General features: G+C 51.2%; 16 protein-coding genes. 5 read left to right on the top strand and 11 right to left on the bottom strand.

The genetic code is table 11. From position 1 onward, the window contains the following. Positions 1 to 359: 359 nt before the first annotated feature. Positions 360 to 3,074, top strand: a complete 2,715-nt coding sequence (mgtA, locus tag D6029_RS14915; protein ID WP_418230265.1) for a magnesium-translocating P-type ATPase — start codon at positions 360 to 362, stop codon at positions 3,072 to 3,074. A gap of 125 nt (positions 3,075 to 3,199) precedes the next feature. Then, positions 3,200 to 5,593, top strand: coding sequence for a beta-N-acetylhexosaminidase (locus tag D6029_RS14910; protein ID WP_120065508.1), 2,394 nt, complete (start codon positions 3,200 to 3,202; stop codon positions 5,591 to 5,593). A gap of 39 nt (positions 5,594 to 5,632) precedes the next feature. On the opposite strand, the gene ridA is transcribed toward D6029_RS14910, so the two are convergent. The 6 genes from ridA to speFL form a co-directional block, all read right to left on the bottom strand. Further along, a complete protein-coding gene (gene ridA / locus D6029_RS14905) occupies positions 5,633 to 6,022 on the bottom strand; it encodes a 2-iminobutanoate/2-iminopropanoate deaminase (protein ID WP_064560965.1) in 390 nt (129 codons plus the stop codon). 67 nt (positions 6,023 to 6,089) lie between these two features. Beyond that, on the bottom strand, positions 6,090 to 6,551 hold the full coding sequence (gene pyrI / locus D6029_RS14900) for an aspartate carbamoyltransferase regulatory subunit (protein ID WP_034498777.1): 462 nt from the start codon (positions 6,549 to 6,551) through the stop codon (positions 6,090 to 6,092). A gap of 17 nt (positions 6,552 to 6,568) precedes the next feature. After that, a complete protein-coding gene (gene pyrB, locus D6029_RS14895; RefSeq protein WP_120065506.1) occupies positions 6,569 to 7,501 on the bottom strand; it encodes an aspartate carbamoyltransferase in 933 nt (310 codons plus the stop codon). Between the two features lie 282 nt (positions 7,502 to 7,783). Further along, positions 7,784 to 9,106, bottom strand: coding sequence for a putrescine-ornithine antiporter (gene potE, locus D6029_RS14890; RefSeq protein ID WP_120065505.1), 1,323 nt, complete (start codon positions 9,104 to 9,106; stop codon positions 7,784 to 7,786). Between the two features lie 121 nt (positions 9,107 to 9,227). Continuing rightward, the gene (gene speF, locus D6029_RS14885) at positions 9,228 to 11,390 is read right to left on the bottom strand and encodes an ornithine decarboxylase SpeF (protein ID WP_120065504.1); all 2,163 of its coding nucleotides are present in this window, start codon (positions 11,388 to 11,390) and stop codon (positions 9,228 to 9,230) included. Positions 11,391 to 11,714: 324 nt separating this feature from the next. After that, complete coding sequence (gene speFL, locus D6029_RS14880) at positions 11,715 to 11,819, bottom strand: leader peptide SpeFL (protein ID WP_115627191.1); 105 nt, start codon at positions 11,817 to 11,819, stop codon at positions 11,715 to 11,717. A gap of 567 nt (positions 11,820 to 12,386) precedes the next feature. On the opposite strand from speFL, the gene D6029_RS14875 reads away from it, so the two are divergent. Then, complete coding sequence (locus D6029_RS14875; protein ID WP_120065503.1) at positions 12,387 to 12,839, top strand: NanQ anomerase/TabA/YiaL family protein; 453 nt, start codon at positions 12,387 to 12,389, stop codon at positions 12,837 to 12,839. Positions 12,840 to 12,885: 46 nt separating this feature from the next. On the opposite strand, the gene argF is transcribed toward D6029_RS14875, so the two are convergent. Continuing rightward, positions 12,886 to 13,890 carry an ornithine carbamoyltransferase gene (gene argF, locus D6029_RS14870; protein ID WP_120065502.1) on the bottom strand — a complete coding sequence of 335 codons (1,005 nt, stop codon included), beginning with the start codon at positions 13,888 to 13,890 and terminating at the stop codon, positions 12,886 to 12,888. Between the two features lie 164 nt (positions 13,891 to 14,054). Here argF and rraB point away from each other — a divergent pair, with 164 nt between their 5' ends. Both rraB and miaE read left to right on the top strand, forming a co-directional pair. Then, positions 14,055 to 14,492 carry a ribonuclease E inhibitor RraB gene (gene rraB / locus D6029_RS14865; RefSeq protein ID WP_120065501.1) on the top strand — a complete coding sequence of 146 codons (438 nt, stop codon included), beginning with the start codon at positions 14,055 to 14,057 and terminating at the stop codon, positions 14,490 to 14,492. A gap of 56 nt (positions 14,493 to 14,548) precedes the next feature. Next, positions 14,549 to 15,307, top strand: coding sequence for a tRNA isopentenyl-2-thiomethyl-A-37 hydroxylase MiaE (gene miaE, locus D6029_RS14860; protein WP_120065500.1), 759 nt, complete (start codon positions 14,549 to 14,551; stop codon positions 15,305 to 15,307). Here the strand turns inward: miaE and D6029_RS14855 are convergent. The 4 genes from D6029_RS14855 to pepA all read right to left on the bottom strand — a co-directional run bounded on the left by D6029_RS14855 (position 15,304) and on the right by pepA (position 20,891). Beyond that, entirely contained in the window at positions 15,304 to 15,807 is a 504-nt protein-coding gene (locus D6029_RS14855) for a GNAT family N-acetyltransferase (protein ID WP_120065499.1), read from the bottom strand. The genes miaE and D6029_RS14855 overlap by 4 nt on opposite strands. 134 nt (positions 15,808 to 15,941) lie before the next feature. Then, positions 15,942 to 18,797: a valine--tRNA ligase gene (locus D6029_RS14850; protein ID WP_120065498.1), complete on the bottom strand. Its 2,856-nt coding sequence runs from the start codon at positions 18,795 to 18,797 to the stop codon at positions 15,942 to 15,944. Positions 18,798 to 18,803: 6 nt separating this feature from the next. Next, positions 18,804 to 19,262, bottom strand: coding sequence for a DNA polymerase III subunit chi (locus tag D6029_RS14845; RefSeq protein WP_120065497.1), 459 nt, complete (start codon positions 19,260 to 19,262; stop codon positions 18,804 to 18,806). Positions 19,263 to 19,379: 117 nt separating this feature from the next. Then, complete coding sequence (gene pepA, locus D6029_RS14840) at positions 19,380 to 20,891, bottom strand: leucyl aminopeptidase (protein WP_120065496.1); 1,512 nt, start codon at positions 20,889 to 20,891, stop codon at positions 19,380 to 19,382. Positions 20,892 to 21,043 lie beyond the last annotated feature (152 nt).

Genomic DNA, 21,043 nt, shown 5'->3' with positions numbered 1-21,043 from the left:
GTATTGTATGTCCCACTCGAATGAGAGTGGTTACAACTGCTTGAAGTCTTTTGTAGGTCGGATAAGCGTAAGCGTCATCCGACAGGAACTTGATCTTCAATAGGTAGTGAATCTCAACATCTTTTTAACCGGAGGCGACATGGAACCTGATCCCAGTCCAGACCCTGTAATGACAGGAATCATCCGGTAAAAATCCCTTCTTAAATTAGAGGTGGCGCCTTACCGGATAGCGTAAGGCAGCGGCTTCAATCGTCCTTTTCGATTTGTCCCTGCTGATGAAAAAATTTGACCTGTAAGGTATGGCTTTGCCGTGCCCGCATGTTACCAGGCGCCGCCACTAGCGGTGCCGAGGGACTATTATGCTGTTAAAAAATCTGACCCGGCAGTTGTTCGCGCAACTTGGCCGTCACCTGCCTCGTCGCTTGATCCAGCGCGACCTGATGCCCGATGACAACACTGTTGCTCACGCACAAGAAGTTCCGGCTTCATTGAGCGAATCCTGCCTGAAATATGCACAAGCATCCGAAGAGCAACTGTATCGTGATTTCCAGAGCCACCCGGAAGGGCTAAATGCGCGTGAAGTTGAAAACGCGCTCGAACGCCACGGCCCGAACCAAATCCCGGCGCAAAAACCGTCGCCATGGTGGGTGCATTTATGGCTGTGCTATCGCAACCCGTTCAACATCTTGCTGACAATTCTCGGCATTGTTTCCTATTCCACCGAAGACCTGTTTGCCGCAGGCGTGATTGCGCTGATGGTGGTGATCGCCACCCTGCTGAATTTTGTGCAGGAAGCGCGCTCCACCAAAGCGGCGGATACGCTCAAAGCGATGGTCAGCAACACCGCCACCGTGCTACGCGTGGTGAATGAAAACGGTGAAAACGAGTTTGTCGAAATCCCGCTCGACCAACTGGTGCCGGGCGATATCGTCAAACTTGCGGCGGGCGACATGATCCCAGCGGATTTGCGCGTTATCCAGGCTCGCGATCTGTTTGTCGGCCAGGCATCGCTAACTGGTGAATCGTTGCCGGTTGAAAAGGTGGCGGTGAGCCGTGATATGTCACACAACAACCCGCTGGAATGCGACACGCTGTGCTTTATGGGCACCAACGTGGTGAGCGGCACCGCGCTGGCAATGATCATTTCTACCGGTGGCAACACCTGGTTTGGGCAACTGGCCGGGCGCGTGACGCAGCAAGAAAGCGAGCCGAACGCATTCCAGAAAGGCATCAGCCGTGTGAGCTGGGTGCTGATCCGCTTCATGCTGGTGATGACGCCAATCGTGCTGCTGATTAACGGCTTTACCAAAGGCGACTGGTGGGAAGCGGCGCTGTTCTCACTCTCCGTTGCCGTCGGTTTAACCCCTGAAATGCTGCCGATGATTGTTACTTCAACGCTGGCTCGCGGGGCGGTAAAACTCTCGAAACAGAAAGTGATTGTCAAACACCTCGACGCGATTCAGAACTTCGGCGCGATGGACATTCTGTGCACCGATAAAACCGGCACGCTGACCCAAGATCGCATCGTTCTGGAAACTCACACCGACATTCTTGGCGCGGTGAGCAACCACGTTCTGCACACCGCCTGGCTCAACAGCCATTACCAGACCGGGCTGAAAAACCTGCTGGATGTGGCGGTGCTGGAAGGTGTTGAAGAAGATCACGCTCGAAACGCTGCGGCTCGTTGGCAAAAAGTGGACGAGATCCCGTTCGACTTTGAACGCCGCCGGATGTCGGTAGTGGTTTCTGAGCAGCCCGAGGTTCACCAGTTGATCTGTAAAGGCGCGTTGCAGGAGATCCTCAACGTCTGCACGCAAGTGCGTTATGGCGATGAAATCGTGCCGCTGAGCGAATCCATGCTGGCGCGTATTCGCCGCGTCACTGACGATCTGAACCGCCAGGGTTTACGTGTGGTGGCGGTGGCGACCAAATTCCTTCCGGCGCGCTGTGAAGATTATGGCCGCGTAGATGAATCCGACCTGATCCTCGAAGGCTACATCGCGTTCCTCGATCCGCCGAAAGAAACCACGGCACCTGCGTTAAAAGCGCTGAAAGCGAGTGGGATTACGGTGAAAATCCTTACCGGTGATAGCGAGCTGGTAGCGGCGAAAGTGTGTCGTGAAGTGGGGCTGGATGTGGGCGAACTGGTTATCGGTAGTGATATCGAAAACATGGCCGACGAAGCGCTGGCGGAGCTGGCGTTGCGCACTACGCTGTTTGCTCGCCTGACGCCTATGCATAAAGAACGCATCGTGCGTCTGCTGCGCGGCGAAGGCCATGTAGTTGGATTTATGGGCGATGGCATTAACGACGCCCCGGCGTTGCGCGCCGCAGACATCGGGATTTCCGTGGATGGCGCAGTGGATATTGCCCGCGAAGCGGCGGATATTATCCTGCTGGAAAAAAGCCTGATGGTGCTGGAAGAGGGCGTTATCGAAGGCCGCCGTACTTTCGCCAACATGCTGAAATACATCAAAATGACCGCCAGTTCTAACTTCGGCAACGTGTTCAGCGTGCTGGTAGCCAGCGCCTTCCTGCCGTTCTTGCCGATGCTGCCGTTACACTTACTGATTCAAAACCTGCTGTACGATGTCTCCCAGGTGGCGATTCCGTTCGACAACGTGGACGACGAGCAAATCAAGAAACCGCAGCGCTGGAACCCGTCTGACTTAGGTCGCTTTATGGTGTTCTTCGGGCCAATCAGCTCCATCTTCGACATTCTAACGTTCTGCGTGATGTGGTGGGTGTTCAAGGCGAACGTGCCGGAAGCGCAAACCCTGTTCCAGACCGGTTGGTTCGTAGTCGGTTTACTATCGCAAACATTGATTGTGCATATGATTCGCACCCGTCGCATTCCGTTCATTCAGAGCCGTGCCGCCTGGCCGTTGATGATCATGACGCTGGTGGTGATGGTGGTTGGCATCAGTCTTCCGTTCACTCCGCTGGCAAGCTACCTGCAACTTCAGGCGCTGCCGCTGAGCTACTTCCCATGGCTGATTGCGATCCTCGCCGGATATATGACGCTGACTCAGTGTATGAAAGGCTTTTACAGCCGTCGTTACGGCTGGCAGTAATCTTAATATTGGCGGGATGTGATCTACATCCCGCTGGTTCCCTCCATAACCTTGATGAATATTTCCTCACGTGTTACCAGATTGTTTTTGCTTTTTTCTGGCCCGTCATTGTTAAAGGAATATTCATGTTTAAATCCATACGTTTGAGCCTGCTGGCAGGTTGCATCGCGGCAACTTGCCCGGCATGGGCCGCACCGGCTGGTGATTTGCCACTCATGCCCTGGCCGCAGGAAGTTGACCGCCCATCCGCCGAAGGCACGCTGCAAATTGATAACGCCATTTCCATAAAAATCAGCGGCGACAAACTGCCAGGTGCCACCGACCGCTGGCGGCAGCGCATCTCCCAGCAAACGGGCTGGCAACTGCAACCCGCTCAGGCGAATCCCGCCAAACCGACGATCGATATCCAAATCAAAAAAGCCGTTGATCCTTTACCCCAACTCAACAGCGATGAAAGCTACGAATTAAGCGTCACCGCTGACGGAGTAAAGCTGACCGCCAATACGCGATTTGGCGCGATGCGCGGCATGGAAACCCTGTTGCAGCTGATTCAAAATGGCCCGGAAAACACCGCCATTCCGTTTGTCGCCATCAAAGATCAACCGCGCTTCCCGTGGCGTGGGCTGTTGATCGACTCCGCCCGCCATTTCATGCCGGTTAAAGATATTCTTCGCCAGTTAGACGGCATGGCCGCCGCGAAAATGAACGTGCTGCACTGGCATTTAACCGACGATCAAGGCTGGCGCTTTGCTTCCACCGCGTATCCAAAATTGCAGCAACTGGCGAGCGACGGCGACTTTTACACGCAGGCGCAGATGAAAGAAGTGGTGCGCTACGCGACTTCGCTTGGCATTCGCGTAGTGCCGGAAATGGACTTGCCGGGACACGCATCGGCGATTGCGGTGGCGTATCCGGAATTGATGAGTGCGCCAGGACCGTATCAAATGGAGCGCCATTGGGGCGTGCTGAAACCGCTGCTCAACCCAACCAAAGACGCGGCTTATAAATTTGTCGATACCCTGATTGGCGAGCTGACGGCGATTTTCCCGGACAGCTATTTACACATCGGCGGCGATGAAGTTGACGATGAACACTGGCAAAAGTCGAAAGAAATCCAGGCGTTTATGAAGCAACAAAATCTGGCGGATACCCACGTGTTGCAGACGTACTTTAACCAGCGTCTGGAGAAGATCCTCGAAAAACATCACCGTCAGATGATGGGCTGGGACGAGATTTATCATCCGGATCTGCCGAAAAGCATTTTGATCCAATCCTGGCAGGGGCAGGACGCGCTGGGTGCCGTGGCCGCAAACGGCTACAAAGGCATTCTCTCGACTGGCTTCTATCTGGATCAACCGCAATCTACCGCTTACCACTATCGCAACGAAATCCTGCCGCAAGGCCTGAATGGCATTGATGAAATTAACGAAGCTGACAGCGCACAAAGTTGGTTCTTCAGTATGCCGCGCCTGAAAGGCAGTGCCGTGGAAGGCAGCTTTACGTTAGTGAATGGGAAAAGTTCATGGCGTGGGTTTATCGATTTCAAAGGAAAATCCCGCCGTGCGGTGCGCGATATCCAATGGCTAAGTCCAACGCAGGTGACATTTACCGTCGATACCTGGATGGGGGAAACTCGCCCGGTATTAACCCTGGATAAAGACAAACTCAGCGGCTACATGCTGGTGGGCAACGTGCGCTACCCGGCGACCGGGCAGAAGCTGGATGACGTACCAGATGGCATTCAGCCGGTGGTGCCAACGTCTGAGCAAATGCACAATATCATCGGTGGCGAAGCGGCTTTGTGGGCTGAAAACGTGGCATCCCCGTTGCTTGATATCAAACTGTGGCCACGAGCGTTTGCGGTGGCCGAGCGTTTGTGGTCCACCGAAGATGTGAAAGATATCGATAATATGTACCAGCGTTTGCAGGCGATAGACGCGTGGTCGACGGTTTCGGTCGGTTTGCAGCAACATGCGGCGGCGGCGGAGCAAATGACGCGCCTTGCGGGCACCACCGAGATTATGCCGTTGCAGATTCTCGCTCAGGCGGTTGAACCTGCACAGTATTACACCCGCCAGCATCTGAAATTCCAGGCCGGAAACTACCATCACTTCGAGCCGTTAAATCGCTTTGCTGATGCGCTCGGAGCCGAAAGCAACCAGGTGCGCGCGCTGGATACGTGGGTTGATAAACTGATTGCTGACCCGGAAGATGGCAATAGCGCGGACTCCCTGCGCCATACCTTTGCACGCTGGCAAAGCAACACGCCGGACGTGCTGGAATTAATCAACGGCAATTATCAGCTTAAGGCGTTAAAACCGGTGGCGGAAAATGTCGATAAGCTGGCAGGAATTGGCTTGCGATTAACGGACTTAGTGGCAAAACAGGGAACATTGAGCGCGGATGAAGTTCAGGCGATTCAGAAGCAGCTTGATGATGCGGCGCAAACGCAGGATGAAGTGGTGATTGCGGCGGTGTATCCGTTGCAGAAATTATTGCGGGCGAGCGTTAAACCGTAATTGTTCAAAAGGCCGCGAAAGCGGCCTTTAAATCGAGGGTTAGCGGCGAATCGCAATCGCTTCGATTTCAATCTTCACATCTTTTGGCAGGCGGGCAACTTCCACGCAAGAACGCGCAGGGAAAGTCGCTTTGTGCTCATTAAAGAACGCTTCGTAGGTCGCATTAACGGTCGCGAAGTCATTCAGATCTTTCACGAAAACGGTCGTTTTGACGATATCGCCCACTTTCAGGCCAGCCGCTTCAACAATCGCCTGCACGTTTTCCAGAGACTGACGCGCTTGCGCTGCCACATCTTCCGGTACGGTGCCGGTTTTTGGGTTAACCGGAATCTGGCCGGAAGTGATGATCATGCTGCCAAGGTCAACGCCCTGAACATATGGGCCGATTGCGGCAGGTGCGTTTTCGGTACTGATGGTACGAGAAGACATTTTCATTCCTTATGAGAAGTGATAAAGCTCCCATCCATTATAGGGACGAGAGCTTTAGCGGCAATGATTAATCTGCCAGCACAACGTAATGTGAGAACTCCTTCTCACAATATTTGCATTTGAGACTGATGTTTTCGTCGCGCTTTTTCACTGCAAAGGAGGAGTGAACCGGTTCGCTTCTGCTGATGCAGTTGGTATTCGGGCAGACCAATACTTTGTCGATGCGCGAAGGCAGGCTCGGTTTGCTCTTACCCACTACTTCATATTCATCAATACGGTTGACCGTGGCGTGTGGCGCATACAGTGCCAGTTGGTTAACTTGCTCGTCAGTCAGGAAAGTATTTTCGATTTTAATCAGGTCTTTGCGGCCTTGCTCGCGAGACGGCAGATTCAGGCCGATAGTGATGCGCTGGTCGGTTTCCGTTAACTGGAACAGCGTCAGCAATTTAAAACCAACCTGCGCAGGAATATGGTCGATAACAGTGCCGCGTTTAATCGCTTCAACTTGTAATTTGTTGTCGTGTGTCATCTTAATCTTCCTCTCACTCAAACCAGTTCAGGTTGCAAAACTAACGCCAGCAGAGCCTGGCGGGCATAAATACCGTTGCCTGCCTGCTGGAAATACCAGGCGTGCGGGGTTTTATCCACATCCGTGGTGATTTCATCAACGCGTGGCAGCGGGTGCAGCACTTTCATATTCTCGCGGGCATCCACCAAATCTGCGGCGCGCAGCACAAACTGCGCTTTCACGTTGGCGTATTCCGACGGGTCAAGGCGCTCTTTCTGCACGCGCGTCATATACAAAATATCCAGCTCAGCGACCACGTCGTCGATAGCTTCGTGGCAACTCCACTCAATGCCTTTTTCATCCAGCATATCGAGAATGTACTTCGGCATTGCCAGCGCGTTTGGCGCGATAAAGTAGAAGCGGTTGCCTTCGAATTTCGCCAGCGCCTGCGCCAGAGAATGCACGGTGCGGCCATATTTCAGGTCACCGACCATGGCGATATTCAGGTTTTCCAGGCGGCCCTGCGTTTCCTGAATGGTGAACAAATCCAGCAGCGTTTGCGTCGGGTGCTGGTTCGCGCCATCACCCGCATTCAGCACCGGTACATTGCCCGAGAACTCCGTTGCCAGGCGCGCCGCACCTTCTTGCGGGTGGCGCATCACGATGGCATCAACATAAGTGCTGATAACCGAAATGGTATCGGCCAGCGTTTCGCCTTTTTTGCCCAGCGACGTATTGCTGCTGTCTGAGAACCCGACCACCGACGCGCCCAGGCGGTGAATGGCGGTTTCAAAAGAGAGGCGCGTGCGCGTTGACGCTTCAAAGAAACAGCTGGCAACAACGATGTGTTTCAACAGTTCAGGTTGCGGATTCGCTTTCAGTTTTGCCGCGGTAGACAACACCAGTTCAAGTTCTTCACGACTGAGATCGTTTATGGAAATGATATGTTTTTGATATAGGGGGTTAGCCATGTTTATCTCCTGTTCTCGGGCGTCGGGCAAAAAAAAAGCCCCTCAATGAGGGGCCTTTGGAATTGATTGCTGCAACGGAGAAAAAAACAGGTTAGCGCCGTCTTTTAGACGACGTGGTGTGGCAATTTTTTGAACACACTGGACCATGCTTCCTCCGGCAAATTGTGGCGCATTATACGCATCTCAAAGGACACTTCAAGCGAATAATTCACAGTTTTTACCTATTAGCAATCGGTTGCCGTGAATAGTTATCCGGCTTTAATGCCACCGAAGGTGTTGCTGTCAGGCATTCTTACTGCGTAGTTCAAAACGCGGTGAAATCAGGCCGTACAACGTCCAGCCCAGGAATGTCACGATGGCACCGTACATCATCGCTTCTTCACCCGATGAATACAGGGCGTAGAAGCTATACATCGCACCAATGAATGCGAAGATATTGGCAATGCGCGCTTTGTTCGGTGCCACATTCGCCACTTTCTGAATAATCACTAACGCCGCCATCGACAGAATGTAAGGGATAATATTGGTGACTACCGCCAGGTTAACCAGCACGTTGAACTGTTTATTCAGCGACGGGCTGATGGTCATTAACGACAGCCCGGTCTGGATAAGCACGATAACAATCATGCCTTTTACAGGCGCATCGGCTTTGGTCAGTTTAGAGAAGACTTTAGGGAAATAGCCCTCGTCAGCAGAGGATTTAAACACTTGAGCGATAGTGAACTGCCAGCCCAACAGTGAACCGACGCAAGACATAATCATCAACGCCATGATGATTTTACCCACGCCAGGTGTGAACATCTGCGCAAAGGCTAAACCAAACGGTGCGGTTGAATTAGCCAGATCCATGTTTGGCACGATACCGGCAATCACGTTGGTAGAAATAATGTAAATCACCGCTGCGCCCAGCGTGCCGCCGAGTACCGCGATAGGCACATTACGCTCAGGATTTTCCACCACGTCAGTATTTGCGCAGGCAGATTCCAGACCTAAGAATGCCCATAAAGTCATGGCAATAGAAGAACCGACAGCTTCAAAAACAGGAAGATGATGCGGGTTCCAGGATTCTACGTACATTGTTGGGCTGAACCAGAACCAACCAATCACGGAAATTCCCAGTACCGGGATAATGACGCCCCAGACGGTGATGCCGCTAATCTGCCCGGTAATGCGAGCTCCGCCAAAGTTTGCCGCAGTGGCGAGCCACAAAACGCCGATAGTGGCGATACAAATCCCGATTGGGGATAAGGTCGCATCCAGTAATTCGGTGCCATAACCCACGGCGGAAATCGCAATCGCGACGTTCGCAATCAGCAGCGAAACCCCGTAAGTGTAGTTCGCCATAAAGTTGCCTGATTTGCCAAAGGCGTACTCTGCGTACCCGCCCATACCACCTGATTTGCGGCTAAACATCCCGCATTTCGCGAATGCATAAGCCAGCGCCATTGAGCCTAGCGCGGTGACTAACCATGAAATTATCGAAAGCGTTCCGACTTCCGCTAATTTGGTCGGCAACATGATGATTCCTGATCCCATCATGTTTACCGCAGTCAAAATGGTGAGCTGAACGACGCCCATTTTGTTGTTACGCTTAGACCTACTCATAATCTGTTCCTTTAATAATTTTGAGTAGCGAAGAACCGGAAATGTCACGCTTCTTCGCTGTTTCTTTTTTTATGGAAGAATCAATTTTTGCCAGTCACTCTGACGTTTTTTGATTTCAGATTTATTGTTTAATAACATAGCCATAAGCGCGTTTTTTGCGGTCCTCATCCAGTTTGATATATACCCCTTGCAACTCCGGCGCGAAGCCAGGTAACAAATTGATCCCTTCTTCCAGCGCCAGGAAATAGCGCTGTACAGAACCGCCCCAGATTTCCCCTGGAACCACACACAAAACGCCTGGAGGATAGGGCAGAGCACCTTCGGCGGCGATGCGACCTTCAACCTGCGATAGCGCCACTAACTCGACGTTTCCGCGCACAAACTCGATGTTTGCCTGTTGCGGATTCATCACGACTTTCGGGAAATGATCTTTACGGAACATCTCTTTTTGCAGCTGTTTCACGTCGTGGCTGACGTACAAATCGTGCATTTCCTGGCACAGTTGGCGGATGGTGTAACCGTGGTAGCGTTCTTCGTAGGTTTTGTAGATGGATGGCAGGACTTCAGATAACGGAGCATCTTCTTCAATCAGGCGTTCAAAACGCGCAATCTGGGCAACAAGGTGCTGCATCTTCGCCATGTCTTCCGCAGGCGTCATCAGGAACAAAATGGAATTCAGGTCGCATTTTTCCGGCACGATGCCGTTCTCGCGCAGGAAATTGGCGAGAATGGTCGCAGGGACACCAAATTTGTCGTACTCACCGGTTTGAACGTTGATTCCCGGCGTGGTCAGCATCAGTTTGCAAGGGTCGACGAAATATTGATGCTCTGCGTAGCCTTCAAATGAGTGCCAGCGATCGCCTGGGATGAAATTAAAGAAACGCAGATCGTTTGCCATGACCTCAGTATCAAAATCCTCCCATTTGCGGCCTTCCACTGTTTCTGGCACGAACGGGCGAATGTGTTTGCAGAGTTTTAACAGCAGCTTACGTGTTTCAATCCCCACTTTTACGCAGTCCATCCACATGCGCTTACCGCTTTCGCCTTCATGCATTTTGGCGTTGACATCAAGCGCTGCAAATAATGGGTAAAATGGGCTGGTGGAGGCGTGCATCATAAACGCGTTGTTCATACGTTTATGATTCACATAGCGATCCTGACCTTTTATATGTTTGTCTTTTTTATGGATTTGCGAGGTTTGCGAGAAGCCCGCCTGTTGCTTATGCACTGACTGTGTCACCAGAATCCCTGGATCGTTTTCATTCAGTTCGAGCAACAGCGGTGAGCAATCATTCATCATTGGGATGAATTGTTCGTAACCTACCCATGCGGAATCAAACAGGATGTAGTCGCACAGATGGCCAATCTTATCGACAACCTGACGCGCGTTATAAATGGTGCCGTCGTAGGTACCTAACTGAATAACCGCAAGGCGGAACGGACGTTTTTCAGCGCCACGATTTGGAGCTACTTCGCGCACTAAATCACGCAAATATTTTTCTTCAAAACAATGGGCATCAATACCACCGATAAAACCAAACGGGTTGCGAGCCGTTTCCAGATAAACAGGTGTGGCACCTGCCTGAATCAATGCGCCGTGGTGGTTTGATTTATGGTTATTACGGTCAAACAGCACCAAATCTCCCGGAGCCAGCAGCGCATTAAGCACCACTTTGTTTGAGGAAGACGTCCCGTTTAATACGAAGTAGGTTTTATCGGCGTTAAACACTTTCGCCGCATGCATTTGTGCGGTGCATGGTGCGCCTTCGTGAATCAGTAAATCGCCCATCGAGACATCTGCGTTACACAAGTCAGAACGGAAGAGTGTTTCACCAAAGTAATCAAAGAATTGGCGTCCGGCTGGGTGACGACGGAAGAACTGACCGCCCTGGTGTCCTGGGCAGTCAAATGCGGCATTGCCTTGCTGCACATATTCCACCAGGCTGCCAAAGAACGGTGGCAGCACTTCTTTTTCATATTTAACCGCTGCGGCTTCCAGCTGTTTGCCGTAGAAATCCACGTTTCCATCGCACAGTTCAAACACGCCGGTGACGCGTGGAAGCACTTCTGCAGGCAGCTCTTCTTCGCAACAGACCGCGACAAAAATTGGAATGCCGAAGCCTGTTTGTTCAATAGTATTCAGCATCCCTGAGATAGCATCTTTCACGGAAATAACAGCAGCAGACACATCAGTAAAATTAGTATTCGTTATATCGACGATTTCACGTTCGGTACTAAAGCATTCAGTTGTGCTGGTATTAACCGCTATTTTTAATTTTTCCATTTTGCTTGTGTTCTCTAATATTTGTAATGCATAAAATTTAGATATGGCATAGCCGTCAGATATTCCCTGTTGGGATTCCGATGCTTTGTTATTTTTTAAAGGCAATAGCTACCCGCAATAATTCTTAATATGGAATTATTGTTATGAGTCGTTAAATGCCAGGTGATTGATTCACCAGTCAGGCTTGTCTGTTAATTTGGATAATCAAATACTGCACGCAAAACAATAGATAATAGTAACCCTATTCAATGGTTTACTTGGTTTATCAATGTTTGGTGACAAGCAGGAACGAGTATCCGCATAAGCAGATGCCGGTGGGGGGAATTACTTAGAGTTGAAAAGGTGGAAGTCAAAGCAGCTACGATGTATCAGCATCATAATATGCGTAATACGTCGGATGTGTGGCATGGCCTTATTATTATTTTCCATTTTCTATTTCCCTTCATTTTTGGAAATCGGGGCTATTGTAATCATGATGATTTCTAAAACTGTGATGTATGTCACTTTTGATTTTTGTGTTAATAACAAAACATTGTTTTATTTGAAAGCTAATGAATAAGTTATCAATAGCTGGGGTTATTAATATGTGAAGCTATCAATTGCAAAATGGAGAATATTTTAAAAATAAATGCTTCTTGAGCGGGATTAATCGCATTATTTCTTAGCCAGAAGCTGTAGAACTGTAAAATTGATAACATAATGAAGCTCTTTTGTTAATGAATTTCCTTCATGTCCGGCAGGCGGAGATATTCATAAGAATGCTTATTTTGTATTACTTGGTGCATTTTTATTCACGAAGGTGATGTTAGCAATAAATGCTATTTTTTTGTCATTTTTTGAATCATCTCTCTTTGCGGTAATCCCTCGGTGATTTTAATCAGCTGTTTGTACATTTTTTGGAGGCAGCACAGGTTTTCTCAAAAAACTCGTGGCGACTAAAGAGGAATGCTCGTATAAATACCGTAATAAAACATCGTTTCAAAAAAGGTATTGATTATGATTATCGGCAACATTCATTCTTTGCAATCCTGGCTGCCGGAAGAACTGCGCCAGGCAATTGAGCACGTTAAACAGCACATCACGCCAGAAACCCCATTGGGCAAGCATGATATCGACGGTAACCGTCTATTTATGCTGGTTTCAGAAGACAGCACGCAACCCATTGCAGAGCGCCCGGCGGAGTTTCACCAGCGCTATCTGGATATCCAGATCGTAATGCGCGGCGTGGAAGGCATGACCTTTAGCTGCCTGCCTGCTGGCACGCCGGAAACGGATTGGCTGGCTGATAAGGACATCGCGTTCTTGCCGGAAGGCGAGCAGGAAAAAACCGTTATCCTTAATGAAGGGGATTTCGTGGTGTTCTATCCGGGCGAAGTTCACAAGCCGCTTTGCGCGGTGGGGAAACCGGCGACCGTGCGTAAAGTCGTGGTGAAGATGTTGGTTGGATAACAGAATTTGGCCATAACCCTCTCCCACGGGAGAGGGAAGGCTGGCGTTACTTGGTAAGCGTTGCGACCATCACCGCTTTAATGGTGTGCATCCGGTTTTCAGCCTGATCAAATACCACGCTATTCACCGACTCAAATACTTCATCAGTCACTTCCATTCCGCCGTGCATGCCGTATTGCTCAGCCATTTGTTTGCCCAGCGTCGTTTGGTCATCATGGAAAGCGGGCAGGCAGTGCATAAACTTCACGTCTGGATTGCCGGTTAGAGCCAGCATTGCACTATTCACCTGATAACCACGTAGCCGCTCAATACGCTCCGCCCATTTTTCCTTGGCTTCGCCCATCGACACCCAGACATCGGTATAAATGAAGTCGGCACCTTTGACGCCAGTTGCAACATCTTCCGTCAGAGTAATGTTCCCACCGTTGTGAACCGCGAGCGCCTTGCATTCTGTTACCAGATTTTCATCCGGCCAACAGGCTTGTGGAGCCACCAGACGCAGGTTAAGCCCGGTGAGCGCGGCAGCCTCCAGCATTGAGTTCCCCATGTTATTACGCGCATCGCCAGCGTATACCAGTGTCATTTGCTGGAAGGTTTTGCCGGGCAATTGCTCCTGCATCGTTAATAAATCGGCCAGCAACTGCGTGGGATGAAACTCGTTGGTCAACCCGTTCCACACCGGTACGCCTGCGTGCTGCGCCAGGGTTTCAACGATTTCCTGGCCATAGCCGCGATACTGAATACCGTCATACATCCGGCCTAAAACACGCGCTGTATCTTTAATTGATTCTTTATGCCCTATCTGGCTGCCGCTTGGGCCGAGATAAGTGACTCGTGCACCCTGGTCAAATGCGGCAACTTCGAAAGAGCACCTCGTGCGAGTCGAGTCTTTTTCGAAGATGAGCGCGATGTTTTTTCCAGTAAGCTGCTGAACTTCAGTGCCTTTTTTCTTATCTTTTTTCAGGCTTGCAGAAAGAGCGAGTAGTTCATGAAGTTGGGCAGGGGTGAAATCCAGTAATTTCAGAAAATGCTTTTGATAAAAATGACTCATATTTCCCTCATTTGGCACTCGCCATTTATTGAATATAAATTCAATTTATATGTGTATTTATTCATTTGCAACCCCCGGCGTAAAAACTTTACCGGGAAAGGTGGAGGCAAAGTCAGCCGTGTGTGAAAATAGAAGTATCTGTCTACAAAATTGAGGAAAGGTCCATGGCAAATCCAGAGCTGTTGGAAGAGCAACGCGAAGAAACGCGTCTGATTATTGAAGAATTACTGGAAGACGGTAGCGATCCTGATGCGCTGTACACTATCGAGCATCACCTTTCCGCAGACGATTTCGAAACTCTAGAGAAAGCCGCTGTAGAAGCCTTCAAAATGGGTTACGAAGTGACTGATCCGGAAGAGCTGGAAGTGGAAGAGGGCGACACAGTTATTTGCTGCGACGTGCTGAGCGAATCTGCACTGAAAGCTGAATTGCTGGACGAGCAAGTTGAGCAACTGCTGAACCTTGCCGAGAAATTCGGTGTGGAATATGACGGTTGGGGTACTTACTTCGAAGACCCGAACGGCGAAGACGGTGAAGAAGGTGATGACGACGAAGAAGTCGACGAAGAAGTCGATGAAGACGACGACGGCGTGCGCCACTAATCACTTCGGTGCAGCGGTGTCATGCCGCTGCATATTAAGGACAAATAACAATCCCTATGAACTACCCGCAACTCCTTTCCCCGGTATTAAATTTCCTGCATTGCCCAACGCCAGAAGCCTGGATTGAAAAAGCCCGTCAGCCGGAGCATTTACCGTTATTGCTTACTGATCATCTGGTCTGTGAGTTAAAAGCGGCGCAAACGGCGATGTTTTTTATTCGCAAATATGTTGCCGATAAAACCAGTGCCCAGGCGCTTCTCGACTGGCTCAAGCCGTATGAGGATTTTACCTTCCGTGAAGGTGCCGATCCTGATTTCATCGCGCTTCATAAAACCCTGAGCAAAAGCGTGATGCCAAAAACGGACAACGCCTGGGGTAAACAACTTATCGACAGCATGGTTTTGTTGATTAAAGAAGAGTTACACCACTTTTGGCAGGTGCGCGAGATTATGGTTGCTCGCAACATTCCTTACGTGAAAATCACCGCCAGCCGTTACGCAAAAAGTTTGCTGGGTGAAACACGGACCCATGAGCCAGTGATGCTGGTAGATAAATTGATTTGCGGGGCTTATATCGAAGCGCGATCTTGCGAGCGTTTTGCCGCGTTAGCGCCACATCTTGATGATGAATTGCAGAAGTTTTATTTGTCGCTATTACGCTCAGAAGCCCGTCATTATCAGGATTATTTAGCGTTAGCCGAGCAAATAGCAGGAAGAGATATTAGCGACCGTGTGCGTTTCTTTGGCGAAGTCGAGGCCGCTTTAATTAGCAGCCCGGATAGCGAGTTTCGTTTCCATAGCGGCGTACCCGTTTAAAGCGTTTTCAGCATCCGCACTTCGCAGTCTACATGCCCGGTACATCCAAGCGGTTCGGAGATGTGCTCAAAGCCCAGACGCTCATACAGCGCGATAGCTTCTGTCAGAAACGCGGTCGTTTCCAGGTAGCAGCGCTTGAAACCTTCTTCGCGGGCGAAATCCATCGCCTGCAACGCCAGGCGTTTTGCCAGCCCTTTGCCACGCACCATCGGCAGAAAGTACATCTTTTGTAATTCACAAATTTCCGGTTCGCTGCACGTTAATGGCGCTACACCGCCACCGCCAACAACTTCGCCGTCCATTTCCACAACCCAATAAGCATGGCCTGCCTGGCTGTATACCTGATAAAGCTCATCCAGATTAGGGTCAGCAACGGTATAGCCTTTATCGGCTGTTAAACCATATTCAGCAGAGACTTCGCGGATAACGCGTGCGACTGCCGCATTGTCGTCGAGGGTTATCCGGCGCAGCGCGATTTCAACCGGAGCGGTAATATTCATAATAAGACTCGTGATCCTTTAAACATATATTGCGAGTTAATAGCACTCTCGTAAAAAGGGCGCAAGAGAGAGCTTTTTAATCATGCATAAAAAAGGCCGGGAAATTTCCCGGCCTTCTCAAATCGCTCACTCAATTACAGAGCAGCAATCGTTTCTTTTTGCTCAGCCAGCTTAACTTTCGCTTCGCCACAGGCAGCCAGACGTTCGCGTTCTTTTGCGACAACGGCTTCTGGCGCGCGCGCCACAAAACCTTCGTTCGACAGCTTGTTCTCGATGGAGGTGATTTCCACATCCAGCTTCGCCATCTCTTTGTCCAGACGCGCAAGCTCAGCGGCTTTATCCACCAGGCCTGCCATTGGAATCAGCAGCTCTGCACCTTCGATGATTTTAGTCACGGAAACCGGGCCTTTATCATCAGCAGGCAGCAAGGTGATGCTTTCCAGACGCGCCAGGTTTTGCAGGAAGGTACGGTTCGCATTGACGCGACGTTCCGCTTCTGCGCTCACGTTACGCAGCAGGATTGGCAGTGGTTTGCCCGGAGAGATGTTCATCTCAGCGCGAACGTTACGCACGGCGGTGATCGCCAGCTTCAGCCACTCGGTATCGGCAAACGCAGCTTCATCGTCCTGCTCGCTGTTATACGCCGGGAACGGTTGCAGCATAATGGTATCTGCGGTGATGCCTTTGAAGGTTTTCACGCGCTGCCAGATGGTTTCAGTGATGAATGGAATGATCGGATGCGCAAGACGCAACAGACCTTCCAGCACGTTAATCAGCGTATTACGCGTACCGCGCAGTTCCGCTTCAGAACCGCTGTTCATCACCGGTTTGGTCAGCTCCAGATACCAGTCGCAGAACTGATTCCAGGTGAATTCATACAGAATGTTGGCAGCGATATCAAAGCGATAGCTGTCCAGCGCTTCACGATAGGCTTTCACGGTACGGTTAAACTCTGCCAGAATCCAGCGGTCTGCCAGAGACAGAACCATTTCGCCGCCGTTAAAGCCACAATCCTGGTCTTCTGTATTCATCATCACGAAACGGCTGGCGTTCCACAGTTTGTTACAGAAGTTACGATAACCTTCCAGGCGTTTCATATCCCAGTTGATATCGCGACCTGTTGACGCCAGAGCTGCCAGGGTAAAGCGCAGCGCATCGGTGCCGTGTGGTTCGATGCCGTTCGGGAATTGCTTCTCGGTACGCTTACGGATTTTCTCAGCCAGCTGCGGCTGCATCATGTTGCCGGTACGCTTCTCGAGCAGATCTTCCAGGGAAATACCGTCAACCATATCCAGCGGATCGATGACGTTACCCTTGGACTTGGACATTTTCTGCCCTTCGTCATCGCGGATAAGACCGGTCATGTAAACGGTTTTAAACGGAACCTGCGGCTTGCCGTCTTCATCTTTGATGAAGTGCATGGTCAGCATGATCATGCGTGCAATCCAGAAGAAGATGATGTCGAAGCCGCTAACCATCACGCTGGTCGGGTGGAAGGTGCGCAGCGCTTCGGTGTTCTCAGGCCAGCCGAGAGTGGAGAACGTCCACAGGCCGGAAGAGAACCACGTGTCCAGCACGTCTTCGTCCTGGTTCAGTGCAACGTCGTCGCCCAAATTATTTTCAGCACGAACTTCCGCTTCGTTACGGCCAACGTACACGTTGCCTTCGGCATCGTACCAGGCCGGGATGCGGTGACCCCACCACAGTTGACGAGAAATACACCAGTCCTGAATATCACGCATCCAGGAGAAGTACATGTTTTCGTACTGTTTTGGCACGAACTGAATGTCGCCTTGCTCAACCGCTTCAACCGCGACTTTCGCCAGCGGAGCAGTGCGCACGTACCATTGGTCGGTCAGCATTGGCTCGATAACCACGCCGCCACGGTCGCCGTAAGGAACGGTCAGATCGTGTGGTTTGATTTCTTCGAGCAGGCCCATTTCGTCGAACTTAGCTACCACAGCTTTACGCGCGGCGAAACGTTCCAGTTTCTGGAATTCAGCCGGGATGTCGTTGCTGTAAACGTCAGCTTCTTCGCCGTTAGTATCGAACACTTCTGCGGCTTCGCGGATATCACCGTCGAAGGTCAGAATGTTGATCATTGGCAGAGCGTGACGACGGCCAACTTCATAGTCGTTAAAGTCATGTGCAGGCGTGATCTTCACGCAGCCGGTGCCTTTTTCCATGTCAGCGTGTTCATCGCCAACGATTGGAATAAGACGGTTAACCAGCGGCAGCACCACAAATTTACCGATCAAATCTTTATAGCGCGGATCTTCCGGGTTAACGGCAACGCCGGTATCACCGAGTACGGTTTCTGGACGCGTGGTCGCAACTACCAGGTAATCTTTGCCATCAGCGGTTTTCGCGCCGTCAGCCAGCGGATAACGCAGGTGCCACATGGAACCTTTGGACTCGCGGTTTTCAACTTCCAGATCGGAAATTGCCGTGCGCAGTTTAGGATCCCAGTTTACCAGGCGCTTGCCGCGATAAATCAGGTCTTCTTTATACAGGCGAACGAACACTTCTTTCACCGCGTTGGACAAGCCTTCGTCCATGGTGAAGCGCTCGCGCTCCCAGTCTACGGAGTTACCGAGACGACGCATCTGACGGGTGATGGTGCCACCAGACTCTGCCTTCCACTGCCAGATTTTGTCGATGAAAGCGTCACGGCCATAGTCATGGCGTGTTTTGCCTTCTTCGGCGGCAATTTTGCGCTCGACGACCATTTGCGTCGCGATGCCGGCGTGGTCAGTCCCCGCCTGCCACAGGGTGTTTTTACCCTGCATGCGCTGGTAACGAATCATGGTGTCCATGATCGTTTGCTGGAAGGCGTGACCCATATGCAAGCTGCCGGTAACGTTCGGCGGTGGGATCATGATGCAGAAGCTTTCCTGGCTGGTGTCGCCGTTAGGCTTAAAGTAGCCCTGCTGCTCCCAGTGCTCGTAAAGCGGCTGTTCGATATCTTGCGGGTTATATGTCTTTTCCATTGTCTGCTATGTCGTTCCCGGCGGGGTATGAGTCGCCGTAGTCAAGTGGAAACCAGCAACGCGATAGGATTTGTAACGATCGCGGGCCAGTTGTTTCTGGGATTCTTCGTAAGGTACGAAGTCTATCACTTCATGGAAAGCGGTGGCAAAATCTGCGAACTGCGGCAACAGGCTAATCAGCACATCGCGGGGTGAACTTCCACGTCGTTGCGGCCAGGCCAACTCCACCGGGGCACCATAACGCGGCCCTTCACCGGCAAGATTATGCGGAACAAATGCATGCGCATCGCGCTGCCAGAGTGCTTCATCCAGACGGATAGCTTGTTGTTCATCAACACAAGCAATCAGCAGGCGTTTGCCTGCGCGAAAGCTTTCTGCCGCCAGTTCACAAACCAACGCTTCAACGGCACTCAACTCACCGGAAGGCGTGTCGTTGTCGAGCAGGTAGAACGTCGCGTTTTTCATTGAGCCAGCTTATATATTGAATGGTGTTTCTCCCTCATCCCGGCCTTCTCCCCAAGGAGAAGGAGAAAACCGGATTATCCCCTCTCCCGTGGGAGAGGGTTAGGGTGAGGGCGTAAATCACTCTTCGCCGTTAAACCCTGAACGGTTCAACAAGAATTGTGACAACAGCGCCACCGGGCGACCCGTCGCACCTTTGGCTTTACCAGAACGCCATGCAGTACCGGCGATATCCAGGTGAGCCCAGTTGTACTTACGGGTAAAGCGCGACAGGAAGCAAGCCGCAGTAATCGCACCACCCGGACGGCCACCAATGTTGGCCATATCCGCAAAGTTAGATTCCAGCTGTTCCTGATATTCATCAGCAATCGGCAGACGCCACGCGCGGTCACCGGCTTGCTCGGATGCACCGATAAGCTCGTGCGCCAGCGGATTGTGGTTAGACATCAAACCGGTAATGTGATGGCCAAGAGCAATCACACATGCGCCAGTCAGCGTCGCCACATCAATCACCACATCTGGCTCGAAGCGCTCAACGTAAGTCAGCACGTCGCACAGCACCAGGCGGCCTTCGGCATCGGTGTTCAGCACTTCAACCGTTTGGCCGGACATCGTGGTCAGCACATCGCCCGGACGATAAGCGCGTCCGCCAGGCATGTTTTCACAGCCCGCCAGCACGCCAATCACGTTAATCGGCAGATTCAGTTCAGCTACCATGCGCATCACGCCGTAAACGGAGGCCGCGCCGCACATGTCGTATTTCATCTCGTCCATGCCTTCGGCTGGCTTGATGGAAATACCGCCGGAGTCGAACGTCAGGCCTTTACCGACCAGCACGATTGGACGCATTTCTGGATCGGTGCTGCCTTTGTATTCGATTACGGACATCAGCGATTCGTTCTGGGAACCGTCACCCACCGCGAGGTAAGAGTGCATGCCCAGCTCTTTCATCTGCTGCTCGCCAATCACGCGGGTCACCACGTTTTTGCTGAACGCATCCGCTAACTGACGCGCCTGAGAAGCCAGGTACGCAGGGTTACAGATGTTTGGTGGCATATTGCCGAGATCTTTTGCGGCTTTAATACCCGCAGCAATCGCCAGACCATGCTGAATCGCACGTTCACCGCTAGTCAGTTCGCGGCGAGTTGGCACATTAAAGACCATTTTACGCAGCGGGCGGCGTGGCTCGCTTTTGTTGGTCTTCAACTGATCGAAGCTATATAAAGACTCTTTTGCCGTTTCTACTGCCTGGCGTACTTTCCAGTAAGTGTTGCGGCCTTTCACGTGCAGTTCGGTCAGGAAGCAAACAGCTTCCATCGAGCCAGTATCGTTTAGAGTATTAATCGTTTTCTGGATAACTTGCTTATACTGACGTTCATCCAATTCACGCTCTTTACCACACCCAATTAGCAGAATGCGCTCGGAGAGCACGTTCGGAACGTGGTGAAGCAATAAAGTTTGACCGGGTTTTCCCTCAAGCTCACCACGGCGCAAAAGTGCGCTGATGTAGCCATCGCTGATTTTATCGAGTTGTTCGGCGACCGGGGACAGGCGACGCGGTTCAAAGACTCCCACAACGATGCAGGCACTACGCTGTTTCTCGGGGCTACCGCTTTTTACACTGAACTCCATGCACTACGCTCCTGAATCTTAAAGACAACGGCGGTGGCTACAGCTAGAATTGCAAGCTTTCGTAACTCAACTCCGCGGTTGCGATGACTTCGTGTTAATCTTACGAGTATGTTTTTATACAGTTTCGGCGACGTCATTTAAATCACCCTGCG

It is taken from the genome of Buttiauxella izardii (genome assembly GCF_003601925.1).
Classification (GTDB): Bacteria; Pseudomonadota; Gammaproteobacteria; order Enterobacterales; family Enterobacteriaceae; genus Buttiauxella; species Buttiauxella izardii.
The sequence above is the reverse complement of the archived record's forward strand: the minus strand, read 5'-3'. Positions and strand labels throughout refer to the sequence as shown.

Bases quoted from the DNA above. Each gene is read 5' to 3' on its own strand.
- mgtA (WP_418230265.1), top strand. From the start codon at position 360: ATGCTGTTAAAAAATCTGACCCGGCAGTTGTTCGCGCAACTTGGCCGT.
- D6029_RS14910 (WP_120065508.1), top strand. From the start codon at position 3,200: ATGTTTAAATCCATACGTTTGAGCCTGCTGGCAGGTTGCATCGCGGCA.
- ridA (WP_064560965.1), bottom strand. From the start codon at position 6,022: ATGTCTTCTCGTACCATCAGTACCGAAAACGCACCTGCCGCAATCGGC.
- pyrI (WP_034498777.1), bottom strand. From the start codon at position 6,551: ATGACACACGACAACAAATTACAAGTTGAAGCGATTAAACGCGGCACT.
- pyrB (WP_120065506.1), bottom strand. From the start codon at position 7,501: ATGGCTAACCCCCTATATCAAAAACATATCATTTCCATAAACGATCTC.
- potE (WP_120065505.1), bottom strand. From the start codon at position 9,106: ATGAGTAGGTCTAAGCGTAACAACAAAATGGGCGTCGTTCAGCTCACC.
- speF (WP_120065504.1), bottom strand. From the start codon at position 11,390: ATGGAAAAATTAAAAATAGCGGTTAATACCAGCACAACTGAATGCTTT.
- speFL (WP_115627191.1), bottom strand. From the start codon at position 11,819: ATGGAAAATAATAATAAGGCCATGCCACACATCCGACGTATTACGCAT.
- D6029_RS14875 (WP_120065503.1), top strand. From the start codon at position 12,387: ATGATTATCGGCAACATTCATTCTTTGCAATCCTGGCTGCCGGAAGAA.
- argF (WP_120065502.1), bottom strand. From the start codon at position 13,890: ATGAGTCATTTTTATCAAAAGCATTTTCTGAAATTACTGGATTTCACC.
- rraB (WP_120065501.1), top strand. From the start codon at position 14,055: ATGGCAAATCCAGAGCTGTTGGAAGAGCAACGCGAAGAAACGCGTCTG.
- miaE (WP_120065500.1), top strand. From the start codon at position 14,549: ATGAACTACCCGCAACTCCTTTCCCCGGTATTAAATTTCCTGCATTGC.
- D6029_RS14855 (WP_120065499.1), bottom strand. From the start codon at position 15,807: ATGAATATTACCGCTCCGGTTGAAATCGCGCTGCGCCGGATAACCCTC.
- D6029_RS14850 (WP_120065498.1), bottom strand. From the start codon at position 18,797: ATGGAAAAGACATATAACCCGCAAGATATCGAACAGCCGCTTTACGAG.
- D6029_RS14845 (WP_120065497.1), bottom strand. From the start codon at position 19,262: ATGAAAAACGCGACGTTCTACCTGCTCGACAACGACACGCCTTCCGGT.
- pepA (WP_120065496.1), bottom strand. From the start codon at position 20,891: ATGGAGTTCAGTGTAAAAAGCGGTAGCCCCGAGAAACAGCGTAGTGCC.